Raw genomic sequence first — 24,443 nt, forward strand, 5'->3', positions numbered from 1 at the left:
TTAGGCGCTCCGCGTGGCCACTGCCGGCGGCACGGAGGCGGCGCGCAGGGCCGGGCCGAGGACCGCCGCCACGCCGAGGACCAGCAGCACCGCCGATCCGACGCCCAGGTAGCCGAGCGGCAGCTTGGACAATTCGAGCTGGTCCATCATCAGGGCGTTGAGCCCGAGTGCCAGCCCGCAGCCGACCACGATGCCGCCCGTGGTGATCAGCACGTTCTCGGTCACGAACAGCCGCAGGATGTCGATGCGCCGCGCACCGAGCGCCCGGCGGACGCCGATCTGCTTGCGGCGCTGGTTCACCCACAGCGAGGCGAGGCCGACGATGCCGCTCGCCGTCATCGCCAGCAGCAGGGCCATGACGATCAGCAGGCCGTTGATCATGGTGTGCTCGCCCTCGTAGCGTCGCTCGCGCGTCTCCGTCATGGTGGAGGCGAACTCGACCATCCGCCCGGGGACGCGGGCCTGCAGCATCGCCTGCGACTCGCCGATGAGACGCTGCAGGTTGGCGACGTCGTCGACGCGGATCGCGTACGTGCCCCAGTTGCCGGCGCGGCGGGCCGCGAACACGACCGAATGGTTGCCGTCGCCACCGCCCCAGGAGGCCCGCCCCCACGGGGTCACCAGCGTGTCGACGACGCCGATGATCTCGATCGGGCCGGTGCCGCCCCAGTACAGGGGCTTGCCGACCACCGACGTCTCGTTGGGGTAGAGCACCTTCGCCATCGTCGAGGACACCAGCGCGACCGTCGGATCGGGCTGGCCGGTGAGGTCCTCGTCGATGAAGAGCTCCTCGTCGGTGCGGAACGTGCGGCCTTCGACGACGCGCAGGCCCCAGGTCTCCGCGATGTTCGCGCTGGTGATGTAGGTCGCGGCCGTGGTCAGGCTGTTCTCGACGTTCGCTTTCACGTCGAAGCCGGAGTTGTTGCCGCTGTTGGACAGCGGGACCTGGTTGACCACCGACGCGCTGACGACCCCCGGCATCGCGCGCAGGGCGGCAAGGTCGGCCTCGACCACCGAGCCCGTGGTGTCGCGCTCCTTGTCGGTGATGCCGACATGGAAGACGAGGGCGTCCTCGACGCCGGTCGGGCGCTGGGATTCCTTCATGCGGTCGCGGACGACATAGAGCGCGTTGGCGAGGATGGCGAGCGTCAGCGCGACCTGCAGGGCGATCAGCAGGACGCCGGTCTTGCGGTGGCGCATCGCGGAGAGGATGGGCTTGAGTTCCATGGCAGGGCTCACTGGCTCTTCAACTGGATGGCGGGGCGCACCTGGCAGGCCTGCCACGTGGGCAGCAGGCCCGCGACCAGGGCCGCGAGGAGGCCGAGCGCGACGGTCCCGACCATCAGCGACGGGTGCATGGCGTAGAAGTCCTCGGCCCCGGAGAGTCGGCCGTTGACGAGTTCGATGCCGTAGAGGGCCAGCCCCAGGCCCAGCACGGCGCCGGCGGCGCCGAGCACGCCGGCTTCGACGAGGCTCTGCCGGAAGATCTCCGAGCGGGTGGCGCCGAGGGCGCGGCGAACGCCGATCTCGCCGGCGCGGGCGGTGAACTTCGCCAGCATCAGCGTGACCACGTTGACCAGGCAGACCAGCAGGAAGCCGAACGAGATCCACGTCGCCATCCGGGTGTCGTTGCTGACGGCGCCGCTGAACTGCAGCCACTCACCGACGTCGCGCAGGCGGTTGTTCTCCGGGCGCGGCAGGCGGCCCAGCGTCTTCTGCTCGGCGACGTAGGCGGCCAGGTAGTCCTCGAAGGCCTGTCGGTCCCCGGCACGCTCGAGTTCCACCCAGTACTGCAGCCAGGTGCAGTCGGACTTCAGGAAGCCCGCAAAGCCCGGCTCCACCTCGCCGTTGCAGTTCGTCCAGCCGTTGTTGTTCCACTCGCGGCCGATCGTGTTGCGGATCGGCAGCCACAGCCGATGCACGTTGCTGTCGACGCCCGAGCCGTTGATCCGGTAGAAGCGCGGCGTCGGGCTCCATTCGCCGAGCACGCCTGTGACGGTGTAGTCCCGGTCGTCGATGCGCAGGCGACGGCCCACCACCTCGGTGGTGCCGAACACGCGCTCGGCGAGCTCGTGGCCGATCACCGCGACGTCCGCGCCGCGGGTGTCGTCCTCGGCGCTCCACGGGCCACCCGCCACGAAGGGCATGTCGAACATCGGGAACACGTCGCGGGTCGTCGCCATGGCGTCCTCGCGGAACGGCGGCAGATCGTCGCGGCCGGCATCGATGGCCGGCGCCACGCCGTACAGCGCGGTCTGGCGCAGGCCCTTGGCGTCGCGCAAGAGGTTCTCGACGTCGGTCCAGCTCATCTGGCGCTCGGGCTCCTCGTTGGGTCGGTAGCTGCCGTTCATCGGGCCGATGTCGATCTGCGGCACGAAGAGGCGGTCGCTCTTCTGCGGGATCGGGTCGCCGGCCATGACGAGGAGCATCGTCAGGCTGGTCATGCTGGCGCCGATGCCGACGGCGAGGATCATGACGATCAGAGCGGTGAGCACCGGGGCGCGGCGCAGGCTCTTGAGGCCGAGCTTGAGGTAGTAGCGGAACATGGCGAGGTCCTCAGGCGGCGGTCGCGAGGCGCTGCAGGTCGACGACCTGGCCATCGACGATGTGGATGTTGCGCTGCGCGCGCGCGGCGAGCTCCGGGTCGTGCGTCACCATCACGATGGTGGTGCCCTCCGCGTTGATCTGCTCCAGCAGCTCCATCACGCCCCGGGCCATCTGCGTGTCGAGGTTGCCGGTCGGTTCGTCGGCGAGCAGCAGGCGCGGGCTGCCGGCGAGCGCGCGGGCGATGGCGACGCGCTGCTGCTGGCCGCCGGAGAGCTCGGCGGGGTAGTGCTTCATGCGCGAGGCGAGGCCCACCTTGGCAAGGGCCTCCTCGATGCGTTGCTTGCGCTCCGGCCCCTTGAACCCGCGGTAGCGCAGTGGCACGTCGACGTTGTCGAAGAGATTGAGGTCGGGGATCAGGTTGAAGCCTTGGAAGATGAAGCCGAGCTTCTCGTTGCGCAGGCGCGAGCGCTGGTTGTCGTCGAGGCCGCGGACATCGACGCCGTCGAGGTGGTACTCGCCGCCAGTGAACTCCTCGAGCAGGCCGGCGATGTTGAGGAAGGTGGTCTTGCCCGAGCCGGAGGGGCCGGTGACGGCGACGAACTCGCCTTCGCGCACCTGCATGTCGATGCCGCGCAGCGCGTGGGTTTCGATCATGTGGGTCTGGTAGACCTTGGAGAGCTGCTTCATCGAGAGCATGGCGGAGTCCTGCGTGGGCGTCGGGGAGGAGAGGGAAGTCATTCGTTGATCTGGATGCGTTCGGCGTCTTCGAAGAGGTCGGTGCCGGAGATCACCACGCGCTCGCCTTCGGCAAGCCCGTCGATGACTTCCACGGCACTCACGGCGGTCGCACCCAGCGTGATGGGGCGGCGCACGGCGTCGCCGTCGTCCATGACGTAGGCGAAGCGACCGCCTTGGACCTCGACGAAGGGGCCGCGGGCCAGCATCAGCACGTCCGGCCGCTCGTCGATCAGCACGCGGGCGCTGACGCGCTGGCTCTGGCGCAGGCCCTCCGGCTGGGCGTCGAGGCGGACACGGGCCAGCACCTGGCGCTCGAGGACCTCCGGCGCAATGGCGGTGAGCTCGCCACCGAGGGTCTGGGCGCCGATGCGCACCTCGACCTTCATGCCGAGCCCGAGGTCGTCGGCATAGCTCTCCGGGACTTCGAGTTCGACTTCCAGCTGCGACAGGTCGACCACGGTCATCAGCGGCGCGTTTGCGGGCACCACGGCCCGGTCGGCGACGGCGATGCTGCCGACGATGCCGCTGACCGGCGAACGCAGGTCGAGGTCGCTGACGCGGCGCTCGAGATCGGCGACCACGGCGCGCTGGCGCGCCAGGGCCTCTTCGCGACTCTTCAACTCCAGCGCGGCGTTCTGGCCCTCCAGTCCGGCATCGGCGTCGCTGTGGCGCGCGCGCACCTGGGCCGCTTCCACGGCATCGGCGTAGCGCAGGCAGTCGGCGCGGGGAATGGCTTGTACTTCGCAGGCCCGGGCCGTGCGCTCGGCATCGCGCTGCGCCGTCTGCAGGGCGAGGCGGCCTTCATCGGCCGTACGTGCGGCGAGCAGCCTCGCCTTCTGCGCGAGGATGCGCTGGCGCGCCACGTCGGCCTCGAGGCCGCGCAGCGTGGCGAGCTCGCGGTCGCGCTCGGCGCGCAGCTCCGGCGAGTCGAGCGTGGCCAGGACATCGCCTTGTTTCACCGTGGCGCCGGCGCGCGTCTTCAGGTTCACCGTCGATGCCGCCGGGGCGTACAGCGTCGGGCTCACGGCCGCGACGATGCGACCGCTGACCTGCGCATCACGGACCAGCAGGCCGCGTTCGACCGTGGCGAACCGCAAGCGCTCGGCGCTCACCGAGCGACCGGCACCGGCCCAAAGCCATGCGCTTGCGAGGACGGAAGCGACGATGACGCCCGCGACGAGGCCGGGCCACGGAAGGCGGCGCCGGGTCTCGGCGACGGTACGGTCTTGGGCGGAAGTGTCAGGGATCATCGCGGCACGCATGGGCAGTGGTGCCCGTGTTGATGCACGCAGCGTGCCAACACGTTTTATTCGAAAAAACAATGACTTGTCGTGTCCGTCCGGCGTCCGGGGGCGTCCGCACACCGTCCGCGTGGCCGGGTGTCCGCGATGCGCCGCCCGGGGGAGGACAGAAGTCATCCTTCGTTGCGCCCGACCCCTGTTTGGGCGACCGGTAAACTACGGCGCTTGGAAGGTCTGTGGAGCGGCACGCCATGTGTGGAATTGTTGGAGCGATCGCTGGTCGTGATGTCGTGCCGGTGCTGGTCGATGGATTGAAGCGCCTCGAGTACCGCGGCTACGACTCGGCCGGCGTGGCCGTGCTCGATGGCGAACTGAAGCGCGTGCGCCGCACCGGCCGCGTGGCCGAGATGGAAGCCGCGGCCGCCGCCGAAGGCTTGGCCGCCCACATCGGCATCGGCCACACGCGCTGGGCCACCCACGGTGGGGTGACCGAAGCCAATGCCCACCCGCACATCAGCGACGGCGAACTGGCACTGGTGCACAACGGCATCATCGAGAACCACGAGGAGCAGCGCGAGCGCCTGAAGGCGCTGGGCTACGTGTTCACCTCGCAGACCGACACCGAGGTGGTGGCCCACCTCATCCGCCACCACCTGCGCGCGGGGGGCGATTTGCTCGCGGCCACGCAGGCCGCGGTGAAGGAGCTGCGCGGTGCCTACGCACTGGCCATCATCGCCAAGTCCGATCCCGAGCGCCTGATTGCCGCCCGCATGGGCTGCCCGCTGCTGGTCGGCGTCGGCGACGGCGAGGCCTTCGTCGCTTCCGATGTGTCCGCGGTCGTCGCGCAGACCCGTCGCGTGATCTACCTCGATGAAGGCGACGTGGCCGAAGTGACGCGCGATTCCGTGCGGGTGTTCGATGCCGACGGCGTCGCCGTGCAGCGCAAGGAGCAGGTGTCCGGCGTGTCGCTGGCCTCGCTGGAATTGGGCCCGTACCGCCACTTCATGCAGAAGGAGATCCACGAGCAGCCGCGCGCGATTGCCGACACGCTGGAGCCGATCCTCGAGACCGGCTTCGTGCCCGCGTTGTTCGGGGCACGCGGCGCCGAGCTGATGGACGGTGTCACGGGCGTGCAGATCCTCGCCTGCGGCACCAGCCACTACGCCGGCCTCGTCGCGCGCTACTGGATCGAGGCGATCGCCGGCGTGCCCTGCGCCGTCGATATCGCCAGCGAGTACCGCTACCGCCCGATCGTGCCGAACCCCGGCAACCTCGTCGTCACCATCTCTCAGTCGGGCGAGACGCTCGACACCTTCGAGGCGCTGAAGTACGCCATCAACGAAGGCCACCACCGCACGCTCTCGATCTGCAACGTGGCCGAGAGCGCGCTGCCGCGGATGTCCGCGATGCAGTTCCTCACGCGTGCCGGTGCCGAGATCGGCGTGGCCTCGACCAAGGCGTTCACCACCCAGCTGGTCGCCCTGATCGCGCTGGCGCTGGTGATCGCCAAGGCCCGCGGCCGCCTGGACGCCGAGGCGGAGGCGGGCTACATCGACGCCCTGCGCCACCTGCCGGGCAGCGTGCAGCACGCGCTCAACCTCGAACCGCAGATCGCGGCATGGGCCGAGCGCTTCGCCACCAAGGACCATGCCCTGTTCCTCGGTCGCGGCCTGCACTTTCCGATCGCGCTGGAAGGTGCGCTCAAGCTCAAGGAAATCACCTACATCCACGCCGAGGCCTACGCCGCCGGCGAGCTCAAGCACGGCCCGCTCGCGCTGGTCGATGCCGAGATGCCCGTGGTCGTCATCGCGCCAAACGACGCGCTGCTCGAGAAGGTGAAGTCGAACATCCACGAGGTGCGCGCGCGCGGCGGCGAGATGTTCGTGTTCGCCGATGCCGACAGCCACTTCGGTGAGGAGGACGGCGTGCACGTGATCCGCACGCCGCGCCATGTCGGTCCGCTGTCTCCGGTCGTGCACGCCATCCCGGTGCAGTTGCTGGCGTACCACGCCGCGCTCGCCCGCGGCACCGATGTGGACAAGCCGCGCAACCTGGCGAAGTCAGTGACGGTGGAGTAGTGTCCGGGGGTTCCGAAGCCGAACGGTCGTTGATGAACGAAGGCGGTTGAAGGCAAGAACCCTGCTCGAGGAGGCGCCGCCCCGGCGACGGGCGAGCGCCTTGCCTAGCCCCGCTTGCGCCGATCGGTTCCACTAACGGGTAGGTGCCGGCAGGGCATCCACGCGAGTACGGAAGAGAACGTAGGGCTTGTGCCGTTTGTCTTCGCCTGCGTTGAATCCTGCTTGGCGATGCAGTTGATTCGCAGTGAAGTACAGGAACCCATCCGGTCCGACCGAAAGAGTGTCCGGCCAGAGGATGCGTGGATCCGCGGCAAGCGTCGACCATTGCCCTGCGGGGGTTCGGCGGTGGATCGCGTTGTGTTCGTAGTCGCCGGCATAGACGTTGCCGAGTGCATCTGATTCGAGCCCGTCGGATGCCCCCTTGTCGCCAAGGTCCTCGACGGCTTTGGCGAGCGTGGCGTCATCGATCGAGACATCGCGCAGAAGCTCTGTCGAAACGCTGTAGAGGCGCCGGCTGGACAACGGCGAGAAGTAGAGCGTTTTTCCGTCCGGTGAGAGCGCAATTCCATCGGACGCGATTGTGAACGGTGTCGCTGTGCCGTCGGGTGCGCGGTTCATGAGTCGCTGGCCCTCGACGATGGGCGTGAACGACCGATCCGCCGACGTGGAGTGATGGCCGACGAGCCGCTTGATCGCCTGCCCGCTGTCCAGGTCGAGCACGATGATGCCGCCCGTCCCGGTTGGCGAGGAATCGGTCACGTAGGCAACGCCCTGCTTGCCGACTCTGAAGTCGAACCGCATGTCATTGACGTATGTTGTCTCGTCGATGACGTTCTCGGGGAAAATGTACGTGCGTTCGATTCGGTTGCTTGCGAGGTCGATGGCGACCAGCTTGGCACCGCGTCGCACCGGCGCAGAGAAGTTTGGTGCTGCGGTGTCGAGGATCCACAGGCGGCCGCGTCCATCGGCCACGACGCTCTGGACGCTGAGGAAGGTCTTTTCGGGTTGGGTTGTGTCGCCATGATTGATCGATGCGTTCGGATAGGCGACCGCGCGTCCGTCGCGAAGTTCTGCCACGGTGAACGGCACGTCGTCGCCCCAGCGCGGGAAGTTGACGAATATCCGGCCGCCCTCGGACACGGTGACGCCCGTCGGCATGGCGTCATGGAAGGTGGCGACAGCCTCGATGTTTCCGATCGATCGGGCGCTGGGAAGCTCGCCGTCGTCCTGTGCCAGCGCGTGGGGGGGCGCGGACAGGAGCGCGATGAGGCCCGTAAGAATGAGGTGTTTTCTCAGATGCATGTCGAGATTCCTGGAGTGTTCAGGGGTTTTGGAATGCGACTTCTGCCCGTTCGTGGAGCTCCAGTGGCAGTCCGTCCGGATCGGCGAAGAACGTAAATCGCGTTCCCGTTCCTTCGTCGATTCGGAGCACTTCGACGTCGACACCATGCCGAGCAAGCCAAGCAATGGCTGCGTCGATGTCGGCGACGGCGAATGCGAGATGGCGAAGGCCACAGGCCTCCGGGTATGACGGCCGCGGGGGCGTCTCGGGGAACGAGAACAACTCCAGCCTGCCGCCGCCGGGCACCAGGAGGTCGAGCTTTCTGGATTGGCGGCTCGGTCGGTCGAGTTCCGACACGACCGGAAACCCGAGGATGTCGGCATAGAACGCCCGCGACGCCTCCAAGTTGCTGCAGATGATCGCTACGTGGTCGATCCGCAACAGCGGGAGCATCGAAAGGCCGGATCGCGGATTGGTACCGTCCGTCACGGCGCGCGCCGGCGGGATCGCAGCGCCCGCTTCGGCGGCAATTGGAGCGAAGCCTGCGCTTGCGAGAGGCGCCCCTTCCTCAATTGCTTCCTCTCGGAGGATCCGGACTTTCGGCGGCGCGATCAACCATTTGCGGGTTCGCTCGCGGTAGGCCGTGTAGTGCACCGTCTTTCGATGCTCGGCCAAGGCATCGTCGTCGCGATAGGCCTCGATGAGGTGGAACACTCCTGCTTGGCCCTCCTCGAGGAACAGTTCATAGCGTTCGTTGCCTGTTTCGCCGCGGCTGGCCGCTGCGAGTGCTCGGAGCGCGGCGTGAAGCTCGTGTTCGAATCCGGGCAAAGCGCGCAACGTGGCAAAGACATGGGTGGTCATGACGGAGGCAACCGATCAATCGGCAAGGCGGGGTTGGTAACGTTCGAGCCAATGCGCGTAAGGCGCAGGAAGGACACGTGCCGCATGGTCGATGCCCAACGCTCGCGCCGCGGCATAGGGCCAATGCGGATTGGCGAGGTGCGCACGCCCGACAAGGGCGAGGTCGAGTTGCCCCTTGGCGATGGCGGCCTCCGCCACCGCGGGGTTCTCGAAGCCCCAAGCCGAGGACACCGGGATGCCTGCTTCTCTGCGTACACGAGCCGCGACCGGGCCGAGGAAGCCTGGGCCCCAGGGCACCTGAACGTCCGGTGCGGAGAAGCCGACGCTGACGCTCAGAAGGTCCAGGCCTTCCGCCTTGAACCGGCGAGTCAGCGATATCGAGTCGGCCAGCGTGCGCTCGTCGTCGCCGTCGTACTCGATGACCCCGAAGCGGGCCGTCAGCGGAAGTCGCTCGGGCCAAATGCGGCGCACTGCGCGCAGCGTGTCGACGAGGAAGCGGCCGCGGTTCTCAAGGCTGCCACCGTAGGCATCGGTACGCGCATTTGCATGCTTGGAGAAGAAGCTCTGGCCCAAGTAGCCGTGAGCGAAGTGCAGTTCAAGCCACTCGAATCCGGCATCCCGCGCCCGGCTGGCCGCGGCGATGAAATCCTGCTGTACGCGCTGGATGTCATCGAGGCTCATGGGGCGCGGCACCCGGCCCAGTTGGTCGCCGAAGGCGAGGGCTGAGGGCGAGATCGGTTGCCAGCCGGTGGCATCGCCCTCGGGGATGTGGTCTTCGCCTTCCCAAGGGCGGTGGGCGGAAGCCTTCCTGCCGGCGTGTCCAATCTGGATACCGGGAACCGCGCCGGCGTTCCGGATCGACTGTGCGATCTGTGCCAGCGGTTCGGCTTGGGCGTCGTTCCACAAGCCAAGGCAGGCTGGTGTGATCCGGCCCTCGGGCGACACCGCGGTCGCCTCGACGGTGATCAGTCCGGCTCCGCCGCGCGCCAGCGCGGTGTAGTGCGCGTGGTGCCAGTCGTTGGCCAGACCGTCTCGGGCCATGTACTGACACATCGGAGGCACGCCGATGCGGTTGCGCAGGACCGCGTCTTTCAAGCGCAGGGGTTCGAAGAGGGATGCCATGTCAATTGGTCAGGTTTCCAGAAGGCTGCGCAACATCCAGGCGTTCTTCTCGTGGTTTTTCATGCGCTGAGTCAGAAGGTCTGCGCTCGGTTGGTCGCCCGCTTGTTCGACCACGGAGAAAAGGCCGCGCGCGGTGCGGGCCGTCGTCTCATGGCCTTGCATGAGGATGCGAACCATCTCGAGTGCTGTGGGGGGGTGGCTCGGCACATCGGGTACCGACGTCAGTGTCTGGAACTGCGCGTAGCTGCCGGGCGCCTTGGCCCCAAGCGCGCGAATCCGCTCTGCGATGGGGTCGACGGCGCTCCACAGCTCCGAGTACTGGGTCTGGAACATCCCATGCAAGCTGATGAACATGGGGCCCGTTACGTTCCAGTGGAAGTTGTGGGTAGTCAGGTACAGCGTGTACGTGTCCGCGAGAAGGTGTGACAAGCCCACTGCGATGGCGGCGCGGTCGTGCTCGCTGATGCCGATCTGCACGCTGTGGATTGGGGTGGCGCCCTTCATTCTCATGCGGTCTTTAGCGCCTTGAGCAGCTCTTGTGCCACCAGGTGCGACGACTGCGGGTTCTGCCCGGTGATCAACTGGCCGTCGCGGATGGCGAAGGCTTGCCAGTTGTCCGAACCCTCGAAGCGGCCACCGAGTTCGCGCAGGCGCGTTTCCAGCATGAAGGGAACCACCTTTTCGAGGCCCACCGCTACTTCTTCGGCGTCGGTGAAGGAGTTGACTCGCAGGTCCTTCACGATGGGCTGCCCATCGGGTCGCTTGGCCGTGACAAGGCCTGCCGCGCCGTGGCAGACCGAGGCGATCAGCTTGTGGGCTGCGAAGGCGCGCTCGACGGCACGTGTCACGCCGGCGTCTACGGGCAGGTCCCACATGGTGCCGTGGCCGCCCGGGAAGAACACGGCATCAAAGCTGGCGCCGTCGAACTCCGAGGCCCTGGAGGTGGCGGCAATCCGGGCTTGCAGGGCTTCATCAGCGAGGAAGCGCTCGACGACCGGGTCGTTCTGCCCGACGGGCTTCAGGCTGCCCGGATCAATGGGTGCGGGACCGCCAGCCGGCGAGGCCAGCGTGACCTCGACGCCGGCATCGGCCAGCGCGTAGTAGGGCACCGCCAACTCTTCGGTCCACAAGCCCGTCGGCTTGCCGGTGTCGCCCATGCGGGCATTGGAGGTGACGATCATCAGGATGCGGGAAGTCATGGAATTTCCTTTGGAAAGGTGTGATGCAACCGGCGTCAGAGCGCGGCCTGCAGGATCTGGCGGCTCAGCGCCAGCGTGACGTCGCGCCGCTCGCCCAGGGTGGTCAGGCCATGGGCCTCGAGTTGCTTGACGATGGGTTCCACCGCTTCGGCTCCCAGCGCGTAGGCCGATAGCCGGGTGGGGATGCCCAGCGACTCGAAGAAGTCCTCAGTGCGCTGGATGGCCGCATCGATGCGGGCCTCTTCGGTGCCCTCACGCAGATGCCACACGCGTTCGGCGTACTGCAGCAACTTCTCGCGCTTGGCACTGCGGCGCACTTTGAGATTGGCGGGCAGCACTACGGCTAGGGTTCGGGCGTGGTCAATGCCGTGCAGCGCCGTGAGTTCATGACCGATCATGTGGGTCGACCAGTCCTGCGGCACGCCCGCACCGATGAGGCCATTGAGGGCCAGCGTGGCGGTCCACATCAGGCTGGCCCGCGCTGCGGCGTCATGCTCGGCGGCCAGCACTTGGGGTCCGATGTCCACCAGCGTTTGCAGGAGGGCTTCAGCCAATCGATCCTGCACATGGGCCTGGACCGGGTAGGTCAGGTATTGCTCCATGACATGGGTGAAGGCGTCCGCCACCCCGTTGGCGAGTTGGCGGGCCGGCAACGTATCCATCTTGGACGGGTCAAGGATGCTGAAGCGAGGGAAGACATGGGCGCTGTGGAACACGCGCTTAGCCTGGGTGGCGCGTCGGGTGATCACGGAGCCGGCATTCATTTCCGAACCGGTAGCCGGCAGCGTCAACACGCAGCCAAAGGGCAGTGCCTGCCTCACCTCGGCGCCGCCCGTTTCCAAGATGTGCCAAGGGTCTTGCGTATAGGGCACGGCGGCGGCCACGAACTTGGCTCCGTCGATGACCGAGCCGCCGCCCACGGCCAGCAGGAAGTCGAGGTCTTCCGAGCGCACCTGCTCGACCGCCCGTATCAAGGTTTCGTAGCTGGGATTGGGCTCGATGCCGCCGAACTCTTGGAACTGGTAACCGTGAAGCGCCTCGCGCACCTCGGCCAAGGTCCCGTTGCGTTCGGCGCTGCTGCCCCCGTAAAGCACCAGTACGCGCGCGTTGATCGGCACGCGCTGACTCAGTTGCGCGATCGCCTCGGTGCCGAAGTGGATGGCGGTGGGGTTGTGGAAGCTGAAGTTCTGCATGGTGAAAAGCTCGACGTGTGGGCGGCGTTGTTGGCGGAATGCGAGGTTTCAGCGCTCAGCCAACGCCGCGATCAGCGCTTGGGCCAGAGCGTGGTCGGAGAAGGGGTTCTGTCCAGTGATGAGTTCGCGGTCCACGACAACGTGGGGCTCCCAAGCCTTTGCGAACCGCAGGTCGCCACCGGCGGTTGCCATGGCGCGTGCCGGGTAATAGCGCAGTCTGTCGCCGTTGAGCGATGCCTCGAAGGCCGCCTCTTCCGCATCCGCGAAGATGGTCATGCGATAGCCGCTGTAGATCCAATTCTGGGCGCGGCCCGCGTCGGCATTGCCCAAGCTGCGCTCGTAGCCCTGCGGATCGTCCTGGGCGGCCAACAGAGTGATAGGGCCATGGCAGATCGCGGCGGTGGGCTTGCCATTCGCATTGAAGTGGCGAAGCACTTGGCCGACCAGCGGATTGTTGGCCAGATCGATCATGGGCGCGTGGCCGCCGGGGATGAACACGGCCGCATAGCGATCGAGCCCTGACTCAAGTACCTCGGGTAGCGATTTGATCTGGTCGGCCTGGGTGAGTTGTTCCACCACGCCAGCGATTCGCTCCATCTCCCGCGCATCGCCGCGGAAGTACTGGGGATCGACCGAGCGCTGGTCGGCCTGCGGCCGGTTCCCGCGCGGCGTGACGACCGTCAGCCGGTAGCCGGCGCGCTGCAGTGCATCGGCAGGCACGCCGAACTCGTTGAGGTAGTAGCCGGAGGGAAAGGTCTTTCCATCACGCAACGGCAAGGCCGTTTCGCTGGACAGCACTACGAGGACTTCGCCTTTGGGCGCCGGCGCTGCCCAGGACAGTGTGGATAAGCCCAATGCGGCTGCGGAAAGGAGGGCTTTTTTGAAGAGGTTTTTCATGGTCATTCAGAGGGAAAGCAGACTCGGGTGAAGGGGCGTTTTGCCCTTGGGCGGCGACTTTATTGAGTCCATTTGTGCCGATAAACTGGATCAGAGGAACTTTTTTACTTACATCGGTGAATAAATGGCCCGGCAGTTCGACCCCGTACAACTCGGCAGCATCGAGCTGTTCTGCAAGGCGGCCGAGATGGGCAGCTTCACCGCGGCCGCCGAGATGCTGGGCGTCACGCCGGCCTCGGTGAGCCGCTCGATCAGCCGACTGGAAGCGCGGCTCGGGGTAAGGCTTTTCACTCGCACCACCCGCAGCGTGCGCTTGACCAGCGACGGCGAGCTTTACCGCGCGGAGTGTCAGCAAGCGTTGGAGCAGATTGCGGAGGCGGAGCGCGCCATCACTGGCCAGCAAAGCGAGCCGAAGGGGCTGGTTCGCGTCAGCGTCGGCACGCTCTACGGCCACCACCGACTTGTGCCCTTGTTGCCCGGTTTCATGGCGGCTTATCCGGGCGTGGAAGTCGAGCTCAACGTCTCCAACAGGAACATCGACTTCGTGGAGGACGGCTACGACCTGGCGATACGCCTGGGCGAGCCGCGGGATTCACGCCTCGTGGCGCGCAAGCTGGAAGAGGCGAGCGTCGGCGTATTCGGCGCGCCCGACTACCTGCGACGCAAGGGCAAGCCGCGCACGCTGGAGGACCTCGCAACGCACGATCTCATTCAGTTCGTACTGCCCAGCACGGGCAGACCCATGCCTTGGATCTTCCGCAATGCGGCGGGCGAAGACATCGACTTCACCTTCAAGAGCCGACAGCGCGTGCATGAGGATGTGCTGGCCGGCGTCGGGTGGGCCATCGCGGGAGGGGGGCTATTTCAGATCTACCACTTCGTGGCGAGGGAAGCGGTGCGCAACGGACAGCTGGTGGAAGTGCTGCAAGGTGCTGGTGGCCGCTCGCGCTCCTTCCACGTGCTGTATCCGCAGAACCGCCACCTCTCCGCGCGGGTCAGGGTGCTCGCAGACTATCTCGTCGATGCCATCCGAAGGGGGCGATAGCGCCCGGCATCGTTGAACTCGCTCCCAAAACGATAAAGCGCTTGATTCTGGACAGGCCTGCTTCTCGGCATTCAAGTTGCCAGCGGGTGGGGATGCTTCTAGCCCAGCGTCAGAAAACCAAGAACATCGTTCTATAGCTCCTTGCCACCCGGCTTCTGACGAACCTGGTCATCCACCTCACGATCGGCGGATCTTCTCTTGGCCAATCATCCTTCCCCTGCATCGACGCGCACCGTTCCGGCGGTGCTCCTCGCCGTTTACGGGCTCATCTGGGGTGCCCTGGCCGTCGCCCCGAAGCACCGCGCGGACTGGTGGCTGGAGAACGTGCTGGTCTTCGTCGCCATCCCGCTGCTGGTGTGGGCGTCCTCGCGCCTGCGCCTGCGGGACAGCAGCTACGTCGCGCTGTTCGTCTTCTTCGTTTTCCATGCCGTTGGATCGCACTACACCTACTCAGAGGTGCCGATCGATGACTGGTGCGAGGCGTGGCTCGGGTGCTCGCCCGGGGCGGCATTCGGTTTCGAGCGGAATCACTACGACCGGCTCGTGCACTTCCTTTACGGGCTGCTCGCCACTCCGGCGGTCTTCGACATCGTCGATGCGCGGGCGCCCACCACGCGCCTCTGGCGATCGCTGCTGGCCGTGGGCTTCATCACCTCGCACTCCCTGCTCTATGAGCTGATCGAGTGGGGCGCGGCGGTGGTGTTCGGCGGCGACCTCCGCATGGCCTTCCTCGGCACGCAGGGCGATCTCTGGGATGCTCAGAAGGACATGGCGCTTGCGCTGATGGGCAGCGTGATCGCGGCGACCGTGCTGGTCCATCCATCCCGCGGCGAGGGCGCATCGCCTCGCTCACCTTGATCGGCGCCTCGAGGTGGGACGCCTGGATCTGGCGTCGCCTCACCGTCCCGGCGCAGGCCCCGTCGATTCGCGCACCTTGAGCATGTGCGGCACCCGCTGCAGGTGTCCGGGTTTGGGATCACGGATGTGTTCGAGCAGGGTCGTCGTGGCGAGCCGGCCCATGTCGCGCGTTGGCTGGTGGATCGTCGTCAGCAACGGGAACAGCTGCCGCGAGATCGGCGTGTCATCGAAGCCGACGACCGACAGGTCGTCGGGAATACGCAGTCCGCGCTGGTGGGCGACGTGCATGACGCCAGCGGCCATGTCGTCGTTGGCGGCGAAGATCGCGGTGGGCATCGGGTCCATGTCGAGCAGGCGCTGCGCGGCGGCGACGCCGGACTCGAACGAGAACTCGCCGGCCACTTCCAGGGCGGGGTCGACCGGCAACCCGGCCTTGGCCAGTCCTCGACGGTACCCGTCGAGGCGCCACTGGCTGGCCCCGTGCGCGGGATGCCCGAGCACGTGGGCGATGCGGCGATGCCCGAGTTCGACGAGGTGCTCGACGACGCGCTCGGCGGCGGCGGGTTCGTCCATGGCGACGGCGACGCCTTCGTCCTGGCGGCGCGGCGAGATGCTGGCGTAAGGCACGTCGAGTGCCGCGAGCCGCGCGAGCAGTGCGGCGGAATCGGTGAGCGGCGGGGTCAGCAGCAGGCCGTCGGGCCGCGAGTGCGCCATCAGATCCTCGATCTCGGCCAGCAGTCCGCCTTCGTCGAGCGCCACCGGGGACAGGATCAGGTGGTACTGGGCGCTGGCACAAGCCTCGAGGACCCCCGAGATCACGCCCATCATGTAGTTGTCGGACGGGTTGTTGTAAACGAGTGCGACGTTGAAGGACCGGTGTCCCGCGAGGCTGCGTGCCGAGGCGTGGGGCGTGTATCGGAGGGCTTCCGCGGCCTGCAGGACCCGCTCGCGGGTCTCGGGCCGTACGTTCGGTTCCCGGTTCAGCACCCGGGACACGGTCTTGATGGAGACGCCTGCCGCGGCGGCAACGTGTTCGATGGTCGCTCGCGATGCCATCCGCGATTGCTCCTGCCTGATCCAACCGGCCAGCACTATACGGCATCCCCCTGCTACTGACAGCGTTGTCATCCCCTCGGGCCGAGGGCAGAATCCGGCCGGGGCCACCGCATGGCGCGGTGCGTTAGGGGAGAAGCTGGAATGGGTCCGATTCATCCGCCGTCGTCGGTCGACGCGGCCGCCGCGGGAGGCGCCACGCACCAGCGGGCGCTGGTCATCGTCACGATCCTGTTCTTCATGTGGGGCTTGCTGACCTCGCTGAACGACGTGCTGATCCCCCACCTGAAGTCGATCTACACGCTCAGCTACGTGCAGGCGATGCTCGTGCAGTTCTGCTTCTTCGGCGCGTACTTCGTGGTGTCGCTGCCTGCCGGCGGACTGGTCAAGCGCATTGGCTACCAGAAGGGTGCGGTGGCCGGGTTGCTGATCGCTGCCACGGGCTGCCTGCTGTTCTACCCGGCGTCCACCAGCGGTTATGGCCTCTTCCTGTTCGCGCTGTTCGTGCTGGCCTCGGGCATCACGATCCTGCAGGTCGCGGCCAATCCCTACGTCACTCTGCTCGGCGATCCGCGCACCGCGTCGAGTCGCCTGACGCTGACGCAGGCCTTCAATTCGCTCGGTACGACGGTCGGTCCGATCTTCGGTGGCCTGCTGATCCTTGGCGGCGCCGTGCTGCTCACCGACGCCGAGCTCGCCGCCCTCGATGACGCCGGGCGCGCGGCGCACCGTGCCGCCGAAGCGGCGACCGTGCAGGGGCCCTACCTGCTCCTCGCCGGAACCCTGTTGGCGCTGGCGGTGGCCTTCGCCGTCGTGCGGCTGCCGACGGTGGTGCACGACGAGGCGCCCGGCGATGGTGCCTCGCGCTGGACCGTGCTCCGCCACCGCAACCTGCTGTTGGGGGCGATCGCGATCTTCCTGTACGTCGGCGCCGAAGTGAGCATCGGCAGCTTCCTGGTCAACTTCCTCGGTGAGGCGCACATCGCCGGCCTCGACCACGCCAGCGCCGCGCACTACGTCGCCTACTACTGGGGCGGGGCGATGGTTGGCCGCTTCATCGGCTTCGCCGTGATGAGGAAAGTGAGTCCCGGTCTCGTGCTCGGCTTCAACGGCGCCTGTGCGATCGCGCTGATCCTCGTCGCCGTGCTCGGCGAGGGTGCCGTGGCGATGTGGGCGATCCTCGGCGTCGGCCTGTTCAACTCGATCATGTTCCCGACCATCTTCAGCATCGCGCTGCACGGCCTCGGCGTGCGCACGGGGCAGGGCTCGGGCGTGCTGTGCATGGCCATCGTCGGCGGTGCGCTGGTGCCGTTCGTGCAGGGCTATGTCGCCGACACCGCCGGTCTGCAGCCGTCCTTCCTCGTGCCCATGCTCTGCTATGGCTTCATCCTGTACTTCGGCCTGCGTTACGCCAACGCCTTCCAGGACAAGCCTGCGGCCTAAACCGCCGTGTCGCCGATCGTGCCGCCGAGGGCGCGCGCGGCCGCACCGAGGAGGCCCGGCTGCGGGTGCAGCACCGCCTGCACCGGGACACGGCCCATCGCATCGCTGAAGCGGCCCTTGGCCTCGAACGCCCGCCGGAACGGCCCGGCCTGCAGCTCGTCGAGCAGCAGGGGGACGAGACCGCCCGAAAGGAACACGCCATCCCACGCGCCGAAGGTGAGGACGAGATCGCCGGCCAGCGCGCCGAACACTTCGATGAAGACGTCGAGCGTCTCGCGGGCGAGGGGGTCGCCGTCGCGCGCCTCGGCCGTCACTTGCTCCGGTGCGAGCGCCACCGGATCCGCGACGCCGGATCGGCGCGACACCGCCCAATGCAGGTGGCTCAGGCCGCCGCCACTGACCAGGCGCTCGTAGGAGACCCGGGGGAACCGCGTGGCGAGATGCTCGAGCAGCGCGCGCTGCCTCGCGGTCTTCGGTGCGAACGCCGCGTGCCCCCCCTCGGAAGCCAGGGCGAATGGCGCTCCTGACCGCCGCAGGAGTGCGCCCACGCCGAGTCCGGTGCCGGGGCCGAGGATCGCGCATGTCCACTCCGGGCCGTGGAGTGGCGTTGGCGCAGGCTCGCCGAGCAGGTGGCGATCGGCGGTCGAGAGATGGGGCAGCGAGAGCGCCTGCGCGGTGAAGTCGTTGAGCAGTTCGACGTGCGCCAACCCGAGCGCACTCCGGCACTCGCCGGCGACGATGCGCCATGGATGGTTGGTCATCGCCGCCGTGTCGCCGTCCACGCGGCCCGCGACCGCGAAGGCGGCAAGCGTCGGTGCCGGGAGCGCGGGATCGAGCTGGGCGAGGTAATGCATCGCCGCAGCGATCAGCGACGCATGCGCGGCGACGGGCACGCGCGCCTCCGCGTGCAGGGTTGGGGCGGCCGCGGCCCCGTCACTGCGTCGCGCCAGCGCGAAGCGCGCCCACGTCCCGCCGATATCGGCCACGAGGGCCGTCATCGATCTCGTTTCGCTGGCGATCATGGCGTTCTCCCCGACGCGTGAAGGCCGGAGTAGGCCCGAAGGTTGACAACGCTGTCAATCGATGGGACAAACGCTGCCGCGCGCCCACCGGCCCCCGGCGGGCCTGGAAAAATCGGGAGAGGCACGTGGGCGGAAACAGTCAACGCAGGATGGGCATCTCGGGCGCGGCATGGGCGGTTCTGGCGTCGGCGCTCTCCGCGACGCCGGTGGTGGCCGCTCCGGAGCCGGCGCCCTCCCTCGACGCATCGCGGGTCCATCCCGAACGCTGGCCCGCGCTGGCCTCGCCCATCGCTCCGGATCCTGCGCTCGAATCGCGCATTACCGCGCTGATGGCGCGGATGAGCCTCGAGGAGAAGGTGGGGCAGGTGGTGCAAGCCGACCTCGATTCGGTCACGCCCGACGACGTCCGCCGCTACCGTCTCGGGTCGGTGCTCGCCGGTGGGAACTCCGATCCGGGCAAACGCTACGACGCGCCGGCGAAAGACTGGTTGGCTGCGGCCGATGCGCTGCATGCGGCGTCGATGGACACCTCGGGCGGGCACAACGCCATTCCGGTGCTGTTGGGCATCGACGCCGTGCATGGCCACAACAACGTGGTCGGCGCGACGCTGTTCCCGCACAACATCGGCCTTGGTGCCGCGAACGACGCCGATCTGGTGCGCCGCATTGCGCGTGCCACGGCGCTGGAGCTGCGCGCCACCGGCTTCGAATGGACCTTCGCGCCGACCGTGACCGTGCCGCGCGACGACCGTTGGGGTCGCACCTACGAGGGTTACTCGGAAGACGCGGCGCTGGTTTCGCGCTATGCGACGGCCGTGGTCGAGGGCCTGCAGGGCCGGGTTGGCGAAGCGGGCTTCCTCGGCGACGGCACGGTGGTGGCGACCGCGAAGCACTACATCGGCGACGGTGGCACCTTCGAGGGCAAGGACAAGGGCGACACCCGTGTCTCGGAGGAGGAGCTCCGCGACATCCACGGCGCCGGCCATATCGCGGCGCTGGGCGCCGGCGTGCAGTCGGTGATGGCCTCGTTCTCGAGCTGGAACGGCCAGAAGATGCACGGCCACCACGGCCTCCTCACGACGATCCTGAAGGAACGGCTGGGTTTCGACGGTTTCGTCGTCGGTGACTGGAACGGCCACGGCGAGGTGGCGGGCTGCACAGACCGCGACTGCCCGCAGTCCTTCAATGCCGGCGTCGATCTCTTCATGGCGCCGGACACGTGGCGCGACATCTACACGAACACCCTCGCGCAGGCGCGCGATGGGACGATCCCGCGGGCGCGCCTCGACGACGCCGTGCGGCGCATCCTGCGCGTCAAGTTCCGCATGGGTCTGTTCGAGGCCGGCCTGCCCTCGACGCGCGCCCACGGTGGCGACTTCGCGCTGCTGGGCAGTCCGGCGCACCGCGCGCTGGCCCGCGAGGCGGTGCGGAAGTCGCTGGTGTTGCTAAAGAACGACGGCGGCTTGCTGCCGTTGGATCCCGCGCAGCGCATCCTCGTGGCCGGTGACAGCGCGGACAGCATGGCGCGCCAGGCTGGCGGTTGGACCTTGACATGGCAGGGCACCGGCACGCGCCGCGAGGATTTCCCGAACGCTCAGACCCTCTGGGAAGGCTTGCGCGAGCAAGTCGAAGCCGCTGGTGGCCAGGCAGAGCTCGCGCTGGACGGCGCCTACACCACCAGGCCCGACGTCGCGATCGTCTTTTTCGGTGAAGAGCCCTACGCCGAATTCATCGGCGACGTGACCCACCTCGGCCACCAGCTCGGCAATCCCTCCGACCTCGCCCTGATCCGCCGCCTGAAGGCGGACGGCATCCCGGTCGTCGCGGTGCTGGTCAGCGGTCGGCCGTTGTGGGTGAACCGCGAGATCAACGCGGCCGATGCCTTCGTCGCGGCCTGGCTGCCGGGTTCGGAAGGCGGCGGTGTGGCCGACGTGCTGCTCGCCGGTGCCGATGGTCGTCCGCGCCATGACTTCATCGGGCGACTGTCGTTCTCGTGGCCGCGCAGCGCGGCGCAAAGCCCGTTGAACGTCGGGCAGGCCGGCTACGACCCGCAGTTCGCCCTTGGTTTCGGCCTCAGCTACGCGTCGCCCGCGGCGACCCCGACGCTTTCCGAGGAGCCCGGAGTCGCCAGCTCGGGCGACGGACTGCCGGAGACGCTCTTCGCGCGTGGCATGGTGGCCGACGGATGGTCGTGGTGGATCGCCGACAGCGAACAGCGCGGACAGGCGCTCGAACGCTTCCCGAGCGGTGATGCCGCCGCCAGCCTCGTGGCCAGCGCGGTCGACCATCGCGCGCAGGAAGATGCGCGCCGGTTCCAGTGGGCGGGCGGTGCCCGCGGACGCGTCTGGCTCGAGGCGGCGCAGGCCGTCGACCTGCGGGCCCTGCCGGCCGCGCGCCAGAACCTCGTGCTGACGGTGCGGGTCGCGTCTTCCGCGCCGCAGGCGCCGGTGCGCGTCGGCGTGGCCGGCTCGTCGCTGGTCCTCGACCTCCTGCTGGCGTCCCTGACGCCCGGCGAGTGGCGGGACGTGTCCATCCCGTTGGCGTGCTTCAGCCGCATGGGCGCGCCGCTGAGCGCGGTGCGGCGCATGTTCGAGATCGATACCGCCGCTCCGTTGGACCTGTCCGTGTCCCGCGTCGCCTTCGGCCCCGCGGCGGCCACGGCCCTGGCCTGTCCGTCCGACTAGGCCCGACCGAAGGTCCGGACAGTGTCCCGGTGAACGCCCGATGATGGTTGACAACGCTGTCATGCCATAGTGCAATTGCTCTAGCCGACGATCCGGTCCCCCGGGTCGTCCCGCCGCACCAACGCGACGTGATCTGTCCTGGGGAGGGACTCGCAATGAAAGCAAAGCCATCCGTTCCGCAGCGCCATCGCTTGGCCGTTGCCCTGATGCTCGCGTTGGCCTCGCCCGGCATCGCGCTCGCGCAGCAGGCCGATGCCGAAGCGTCGACGGACGAGGACGATGACGTCGCCACGCTCGACGCGGTCGTCGTCACCGGCATCCGCAGCAGTCTCGCGTCCTCGATGAACGTCAAGCGCGATGCGCAGGGTGTCGTCGACGGCATCATCGCCGAGGACATCGGCAAGTTCCCCGACACCAACCTTGCCGAATCGCTGCAGCGTATCAGCGGCGTATCGATCGACCGCGCCAACGGCGAAGGCTCCCGCGTCACCGTGCGAGGCGTTGGCCCCGATTTCAACCTCGTTCTGCTCAACGGCCGGCAGATGCCGGCCTCGAGCATCGCCGATACCGGTGCCTCCAATTCGCGGGCCTTCGACTTCGGCAACCTCGCTTCGGAGGCCATCTCGGCGGTCGAGGTGTACAAGACGAGCCGTGCTGCGTCGTCGACGGGCGGCATCGGTGCCACGATCAACATCAAGACCACGCGCCCGCTCGATGCCCCCGGATTCCGAGCGAACCTCGGCCTGAAGGGCGTGAACGACACCTCGGCGGACAACCTGCCGGCGGCCTTGGAGGGGGATGCCTTCACCCCGGAGGTTTCCGGCATCTTCAGCAACACCTTCGCCGACGGGCGCATCGGCGTCGCGTTCACGGGCAGCTGGCAGAAGCGCGATTCCGGCTACAGCCAGGCCTCGACGCCCGGCGGCTGGCGCACCTTCCGCGGCGACGAGAACAACTGGGGCACGATCCCGCAGCCGGGGCAGCCGGGCTCCAGCGACATCACGAACCGTCCGGGGCCCACCGACCTCTACTCGGTGCCGCAGAACCTGAACTACAGCGTCAACGGCATCACCCGGGAGCGCACCAACGGACAGTTGACCCTGCAGTTCGCGCCGACCGACGACCTCGTCGCGACGCTCGACTACACCTACTCCGAAAACAAGATCCAGACGCAGCGCAACGAGCTCTCGGTGTGGTTCAACTTCGGGCCATCGAGCAGCGCCTGGACCAACGGGCCGGTCGCCGCCCCGGTCTTCTATTCCGAGTTCATCCCCGCCGCGAACAGCGACCTGGCCATGGGCGGCGCGCAGAACGCCACCCGCAACGAAAACACCTCGCTTGGCCTCAACCTCGAGTGGACGGTCAACGATTCGCTCACCCTCGCCCTCGACCACCACGACTCGCAGGCGACGTCGGGTGCTGACAGCCCCTTCGGTTCGTCGGGCGTGCTCGGCACCGCCGGCTTCTTCCGCGGCACGACTTCGGTCGATTACTCGGGTGACTTCCCGATCCTCAACGTGCGCCTGCCGGCCGGGATGTCGCAGATCGACCCGGCGGGGATGCTCGTCACCGGCTCGAGTTTCCGCAACAGCTTCATGAAGTCCGAGGTCGAGCAGACCCAGGTGACGGGCCAGTTCGAGTTCGAGAACTACTCGAAGCTCGACTTCGGCGTGTCGGCCACCGAGGTCCGCAACCGGTCGGCCTTCTCGAACGTGCAGCTCGACACCTGGGGTGGTGCGACCAGCGCCGGCGATTACCCCGACAGCCTCTGGCAGCGCGACAACATCGGCCGCTACTTCGACGCCTTCCCGGGCCACGACGCGCCGGGATTCACCGACGCGTTCTTCGTCTGGGATTTCGCGGCCGTGCGTCAAGCGGCCGCCGAAGCCTGGGCGCGCGCCGGCAACGACCCGAACCAGTACCTCGCCTCCAGCAACTTCACGACCGACCGCCGCGTCCTCGAGGAGTCGCGCAGCGCCTACGTGCAGTGGAGCAACACCTTCGACTTCTCGATGCCGCTCAACGTCGCCGTCGGCGTCCGATACGAGGAGACCGACGTGACCTCATCGGCACTCGTGCCGGTGGCGACCGGCATCTCCTGGGGGTCGGCCAACGAGTTCAGCATCCTTCGCGGTGCGCAGGGCTTCACCACGCTCGAGGGATCGTACGACTACCTGCTGCCGAACCTCGACCTTTCGCTCGAGATCACCGACGAGATCGTCCTGCGCGGCAGCTATGGCGAATCCATCGGCCGGCCGGGCTGGGGCGACATCCAAGGCGGGCAGACGCTCAACGACCTCGTGCGGGTCGACGGCGGCACCGGCGCGCAGGGCAACCCCGACCTCGAGCCGCTGCTCTCGCACAACTTCGACCTGTCGATCGAGTGGTACTACGGCGAAGGCAGCTATGTCGCCGCCGGCTACTTCCGCAAGAACATCGACAACTACATCGGCGTCACGCAGATCATCGACACGCCGTTCGAGCTGCGCACGCCGGTGGGCGGCGCACGCTGGAACGCCGCCATCGCCAACGGCTGCCTCGTGGCTGACGTGGTGTGCATCCGCAACTACATCTTCGACAACTTCAACGGCCAGCCGGGCGTCACCCGCACGGGCGTCGACTCCAGCGGCAACCGCACGGGCACCATCGTCGGCCAGCCCGGCGACCCGATCGCGCAGTTCCGCATCACCGCGCCGGCCAACCAGCGTTCGGCCTCGCTCGACGGCTGGGAGTTCAACCTGCAGCACATGTTCGGCGAGAGCGGCTACGGCGTCTCGGCGAACTACACGATCGTCGATTCCGGCCTGACCTACGACAACGGCATGCTCGGCGAGCAGTTCGCCCTCGAGGGCCTGAGCGACTCCGCGAACCTCGTCGGTTTCTACGAGCAGGGGCCGTGGCAGCTCCGCCTCGCCTACAACTGGCGCGACAAGTTCCTCGCCGGCCGTTTCGACGGCGCGGGCCCGAACCCGGGCTATGTCGAGGCTTATGGGCAGGTCGACATGAACATCAGCTACGCCTACACCGAGAACCTGGTGTTCTCGTTCGAGGGCATCAACCTGACCGACGAGACCCAGCGCGTCCACGGCCGCAACGAGCGCCAGGTGCTCTTCGCGACCCAGGGCGGTCCGCGCTATATGCTCGGGGTGCGCTACAAGTTCTGAGTGGGGTCGGCCCGCC

The 24,443-nt window shown here is 67.7% G+C and carries 19 protein-coding genes and 1 pseudogene; 6 read left to right on the forward strand and 14 right to left on the reverse strand.

The features are described 5' to 3' along the window. From ACYVAK_RS11925 to ACYVAK_RS11940, 4 genes are read right to left on the reverse strand one after another with little or no spacing between them, the layout of a single operon-like run. Nucleotides 1-1,227, reverse strand: a complete 1,227-nt coding sequence (locus ACYVAK_RS11925) for an ABC transporter permease (RefSeq protein ID WP_461061234.1) — start codon at nt 1,225-1,227, stop codon at nt 1-3. A gap of 8 nt (nt 1,228-1,235) precedes the next feature. After that, complete coding sequence (locus tag ACYVAK_RS11930) at nt 1,236-2,546, reverse strand: ABC transporter permease (RefSeq protein WP_461061237.1); 1,311 nt, start codon at nt 2,544-2,546, stop codon at nt 1,236-1,238. A 10-nt stretch (nt 2,547-2,556) separates the two neighbouring features. Then, a complete protein-coding gene (locus ACYVAK_RS11935; RefSeq protein WP_461062140.1) occupies nt 2,557-3,243 on the reverse strand; it encodes an ABC transporter ATP-binding protein in 687 nt (228 codons plus the stop codon). Between the two features lie 38 nt (nt 3,244-3,281). Then, complete coding sequence (locus ACYVAK_RS11940) at nt 3,282-4,535, reverse strand: efflux RND transporter periplasmic adaptor subunit (protein ID WP_461061239.1); 1,254 nt, start codon at nt 4,533-4,535, stop codon at nt 3,282-3,284. Between the two features lie 242 nt (nt 4,536-4,777). Between ACYVAK_RS11940 and glmS the strand changes: the two genes are divergently transcribed. Then, nucleotides 4,778-6,604, forward strand: coding sequence for a glutamine--fructose-6-phosphate transaminase (isomerizing) (gene glmS, locus ACYVAK_RS11945; RefSeq protein WP_461061241.1), 1,827 nt, complete (start codon nt 4,778-4,780; stop codon nt 6,602-6,604). A gap of 132 nt (nt 6,605-6,736) precedes the next feature. Here glmS and ACYVAK_RS11950 read toward each other — a convergent pair whose 3' ends face one another. The 8 genes and pseudogenes from ACYVAK_RS11950 to ACYVAK_RS11985 all read right to left on the reverse strand — a co-directional run bounded on the left by ACYVAK_RS11950 (nt 6,737) and on the right by ACYVAK_RS11985 (nt 13,158). Beyond that, nucleotides 6,737-7,906, reverse strand: coding sequence for an L-dopachrome tautomerase-related protein (locus ACYVAK_RS11950; protein ID WP_461061243.1), 1,170 nt, complete (start codon nt 7,904-7,906; stop codon nt 6,737-6,739). Between the two features lie 19 nt (nt 7,907-7,925). Then, nucleotides 7,926-8,339 (reverse strand): SMU1112c/YaeR family gloxylase I-like metalloprotein, encoded by a 414-nt coding sequence (gene gloA2 / locus ACYVAK_RS11955; protein WP_461062142.1) that lies wholly within the window; start codon nt 8,337-8,339, stop codon nt 7,926-7,928. 186 nt (nt 8,340-8,525) lie between these two features. Next, a pseudogene (locus ACYVAK_RS11960) lies at nt 8,526-8,747 on the reverse strand (putative quinol monooxygenase); the annotation flags it as partial. A 15-nt stretch (nt 8,748-8,762) separates the two neighbouring features. Then, nucleotides 8,763-9,869, reverse strand: a complete 1,107-nt coding sequence (locus ACYVAK_RS11965; protein WP_461061245.1) for an NADH:flavin oxidoreductase/NADH oxidase — start codon at nt 9,867-9,869, stop codon at nt 8,763-8,765. Between the two features lie 9 nt (nt 9,870-9,878). Then, nucleotides 9,879-10,379, reverse strand: a complete 501-nt coding sequence (locus ACYVAK_RS11970) for a Dps family protein (RefSeq protein ID WP_461061247.1) — start codon at nt 10,377-10,379, stop codon at nt 9,879-9,881. Beyond that, nucleotides 10,376-11,068 (reverse strand): type 1 glutamine amidotransferase domain-containing protein, encoded by a 693-nt coding sequence (locus ACYVAK_RS11975; protein WP_461061250.1) that lies wholly within the window; start codon nt 11,066-11,068, stop codon nt 10,376-10,378. The genes ACYVAK_RS11970 and ACYVAK_RS11975 overlap by 4 nt, the downstream gene beginning before the upstream one ends. 35 nt (nt 11,069-11,103) lie before the next feature. Next, nucleotides 11,104-12,261 carry an iron-containing alcohol dehydrogenase gene (locus tag ACYVAK_RS11980; RefSeq protein WP_461061252.1) on the reverse strand — a complete coding sequence of 386 codons (1,158 nt, stop codon included), beginning with the start codon at nt 12,259-12,261 and terminating at the stop codon, nt 11,104-11,106. 48 nt (nt 12,262-12,309) lie between these two features. Then, a complete protein-coding gene (locus tag ACYVAK_RS11985) occupies nt 12,310-13,158 on the reverse strand; it encodes a type 1 glutamine amidotransferase domain-containing protein (protein WP_461061254.1) in 849 nt (282 codons plus the stop codon). A 124-nt stretch (nt 13,159-13,282) separates the two neighbouring features. On the opposite strand from ACYVAK_RS11985, the gene ACYVAK_RS11990 reads away from it, so the two are divergent. Together ACYVAK_RS11990 and ACYVAK_RS11995 are read left to right on the forward strand one after the other, a co-directional pair. Further along, nucleotides 13,283-14,203: a LysR family transcriptional regulator gene (locus ACYVAK_RS11990; RefSeq protein WP_461061256.1), complete on the forward strand. Its 921-nt coding sequence runs from the start codon at nt 13,283-13,285 to the stop codon at nt 14,201-14,203. Between the two features lie 243 nt (nt 14,204-14,446). Beyond that, complete coding sequence (locus tag ACYVAK_RS11995; RefSeq protein ID WP_461061258.1) at nt 14,447-15,061, forward strand: DUF2238 domain-containing protein; 615 nt, start codon at nt 14,447-14,449, stop codon at nt 15,059-15,061. 39 nt (nt 15,062-15,100) lie between these two features. On the opposite strand, the gene ACYVAK_RS12000 is transcribed toward ACYVAK_RS11995, so the two are convergent. Next, the gene (locus ACYVAK_RS12000; RefSeq protein ID WP_461061260.1) at nt 15,101-16,117 is read right to left on the reverse strand and encodes a LacI family DNA-binding transcriptional regulator; all 1,017 of its coding nucleotides are present in this window, start codon (nt 16,115-16,117) and stop codon (nt 15,101-15,103) included. A gap of 141 nt (nt 16,118-16,258) precedes the next feature. Between ACYVAK_RS12000 and ACYVAK_RS12005 the strand changes: the two genes are divergently transcribed. Continuing rightward, complete coding sequence (locus ACYVAK_RS12005; RefSeq protein WP_461061262.1) at nt 16,259-17,557, forward strand: sugar MFS transporter; 1,299 nt, start codon at nt 16,259-16,261, stop codon at nt 17,555-17,557. Here the strand turns inward: ACYVAK_RS12005 and glk are convergent. Continuing rightward, a complete protein-coding gene (gene glk, locus ACYVAK_RS12010) occupies nt 17,554-18,579 on the reverse strand; it encodes a glucokinase (RefSeq protein ID WP_461061264.1) in 1,026 nt (341 codons plus the stop codon). The genes ACYVAK_RS12005 and glk overlap by 4 nt on opposite strands. 149 nt (nt 18,580-18,728) lie before the next feature. Here glk and ACYVAK_RS12015 point away from each other — a divergent pair, with 149 nt between their 5' ends. Further along, nucleotides 18,729-21,263, forward strand: a complete 2,535-nt coding sequence (locus ACYVAK_RS12015) for a glycoside hydrolase family 3 protein (RefSeq protein WP_461061266.1) — start codon at nt 18,729-18,731, stop codon at nt 21,261-21,263. Between the two features lie 155 nt (nt 21,264-21,418). Continuing rightward, the gene (locus tag ACYVAK_RS12020) at nt 21,419-24,427 is read left to right on the forward strand and encodes a TonB-dependent receptor (protein ID WP_461061268.1); all 3,009 of its coding nucleotides are present in this window, start codon (nt 21,419-21,421) and stop codon (nt 24,425-24,427) included. Nucleotides 24,428-24,443 lie beyond the last annotated feature (16 nt).

This window comes from Silanimonas algicola (assembly GCF_054777375.1).

Bases quoted from the DNA above. Each gene is read 5' to 3' on its own strand.
- ACYVAK_RS11965 (WP_461061245.1), bottom strand. From the start codon at position 9,869: ATGGCATCCCTCTTCGAACCCCTGCGCTTGAAAGACGCGGTCCTGCGC.
- ACYVAK_RS11925 (WP_461061234.1), bottom strand. From the start codon at position 1,227: ATGGAACTCAAGCCCATCCTCTCCGCGATGCGCCACCGCAAGACCGGC.
- glk (WP_461061264.1), bottom strand. From the start codon at position 18,579: ATGATCGCCAGCGAAACGAGATCGATGACGGCCCTCGTGGCCGATATC.
- ACYVAK_RS11985 (WP_461061254.1), bottom strand. From the start codon at position 13,158: ATGAAAAACCTCTTCAAAAAAGCCCTCCTTTCCGCAGCCGCATTGGGC.
- glmS (WP_461061241.1), top strand. From the start codon at position 4,778: ATGTGTGGAATTGTTGGAGCGATCGCTGGTCGTGATGTCGTGCCGGTG.
- ACYVAK_RS11975 (WP_461061250.1), bottom strand. From the start codon at position 11,068: ATGACTTCCCGCATCCTGATGATCGTCACCTCCAATGCCCGCATGGGC.
- ACYVAK_RS11990 (WP_461061256.1), top strand. From the start codon at position 13,283: ATGGCCCGGCAGTTCGACCCCGTACAACTCGGCAGCATCGAGCTGTTC.
- ACYVAK_RS11950 (WP_461061243.1), bottom strand. From the start codon at position 7,906: ATGCATCTGAGAAAACACCTCATTCTTACGGGCCTCATCGCGCTCCTG.
- ACYVAK_RS12020 (WP_461061268.1), top strand. From the start codon at position 21,419: ATGAAAGCAAAGCCATCCGTTCCGCAGCGCCATCGCTTGGCCGTTGCC.
- ACYVAK_RS11940 (WP_461061239.1), bottom strand. From the start codon at position 4,535: ATGATCCCTGACACTTCCGCCCAAGACCGTACCGTCGCCGAGACCCGG.
- ACYVAK_RS12000 (WP_461061260.1), bottom strand. From the start codon at position 16,117: ATGGCATCGCGAGCGACCATCGAACACGTTGCCGCCGCGGCAGGCGTC.
- ACYVAK_RS11970 (WP_461061247.1), bottom strand. From the start codon at position 10,379: ATGAGAATGAAGGGCGCCACCCCAATCCACAGCGTGCAGATCGGCATC.
- ACYVAK_RS11930 (WP_461061237.1), bottom strand. From the start codon at position 2,546: ATGTTCCGCTACTACCTCAAGCTCGGCCTCAAGAGCCTGCGCCGCGCC.
- ACYVAK_RS11935 (WP_461062140.1), bottom strand. From the start codon at position 3,243: ATGCTCTCGATGAAGCAGCTCTCCAAGGTCTACCAGACCCACATGATC.
- ACYVAK_RS11980 (WP_461061252.1), bottom strand. From the start codon at position 12,261: ATGCAGAACTTCAGCTTCCACAACCCCACCGCCATCCACTTCGGCACC.
- ACYVAK_RS12015 (WP_461061266.1), top strand. From the start codon at position 18,729: ATGGGCATCTCGGGCGCGGCATGGGCGGTTCTGGCGTCGGCGCTCTCC.
- ACYVAK_RS12005 (WP_461061262.1), top strand. From the start codon at position 16,259: ATGGGTCCGATTCATCCGCCGTCGTCGGTCGACGCGGCCGCCGCGGGA.
- gloA2 (WP_461062142.1), bottom strand. From the start codon at position 8,339: ATGCTCCCGCTGTTGCGGATCGACCACGTAGCGATCATCTGCAGCAAC.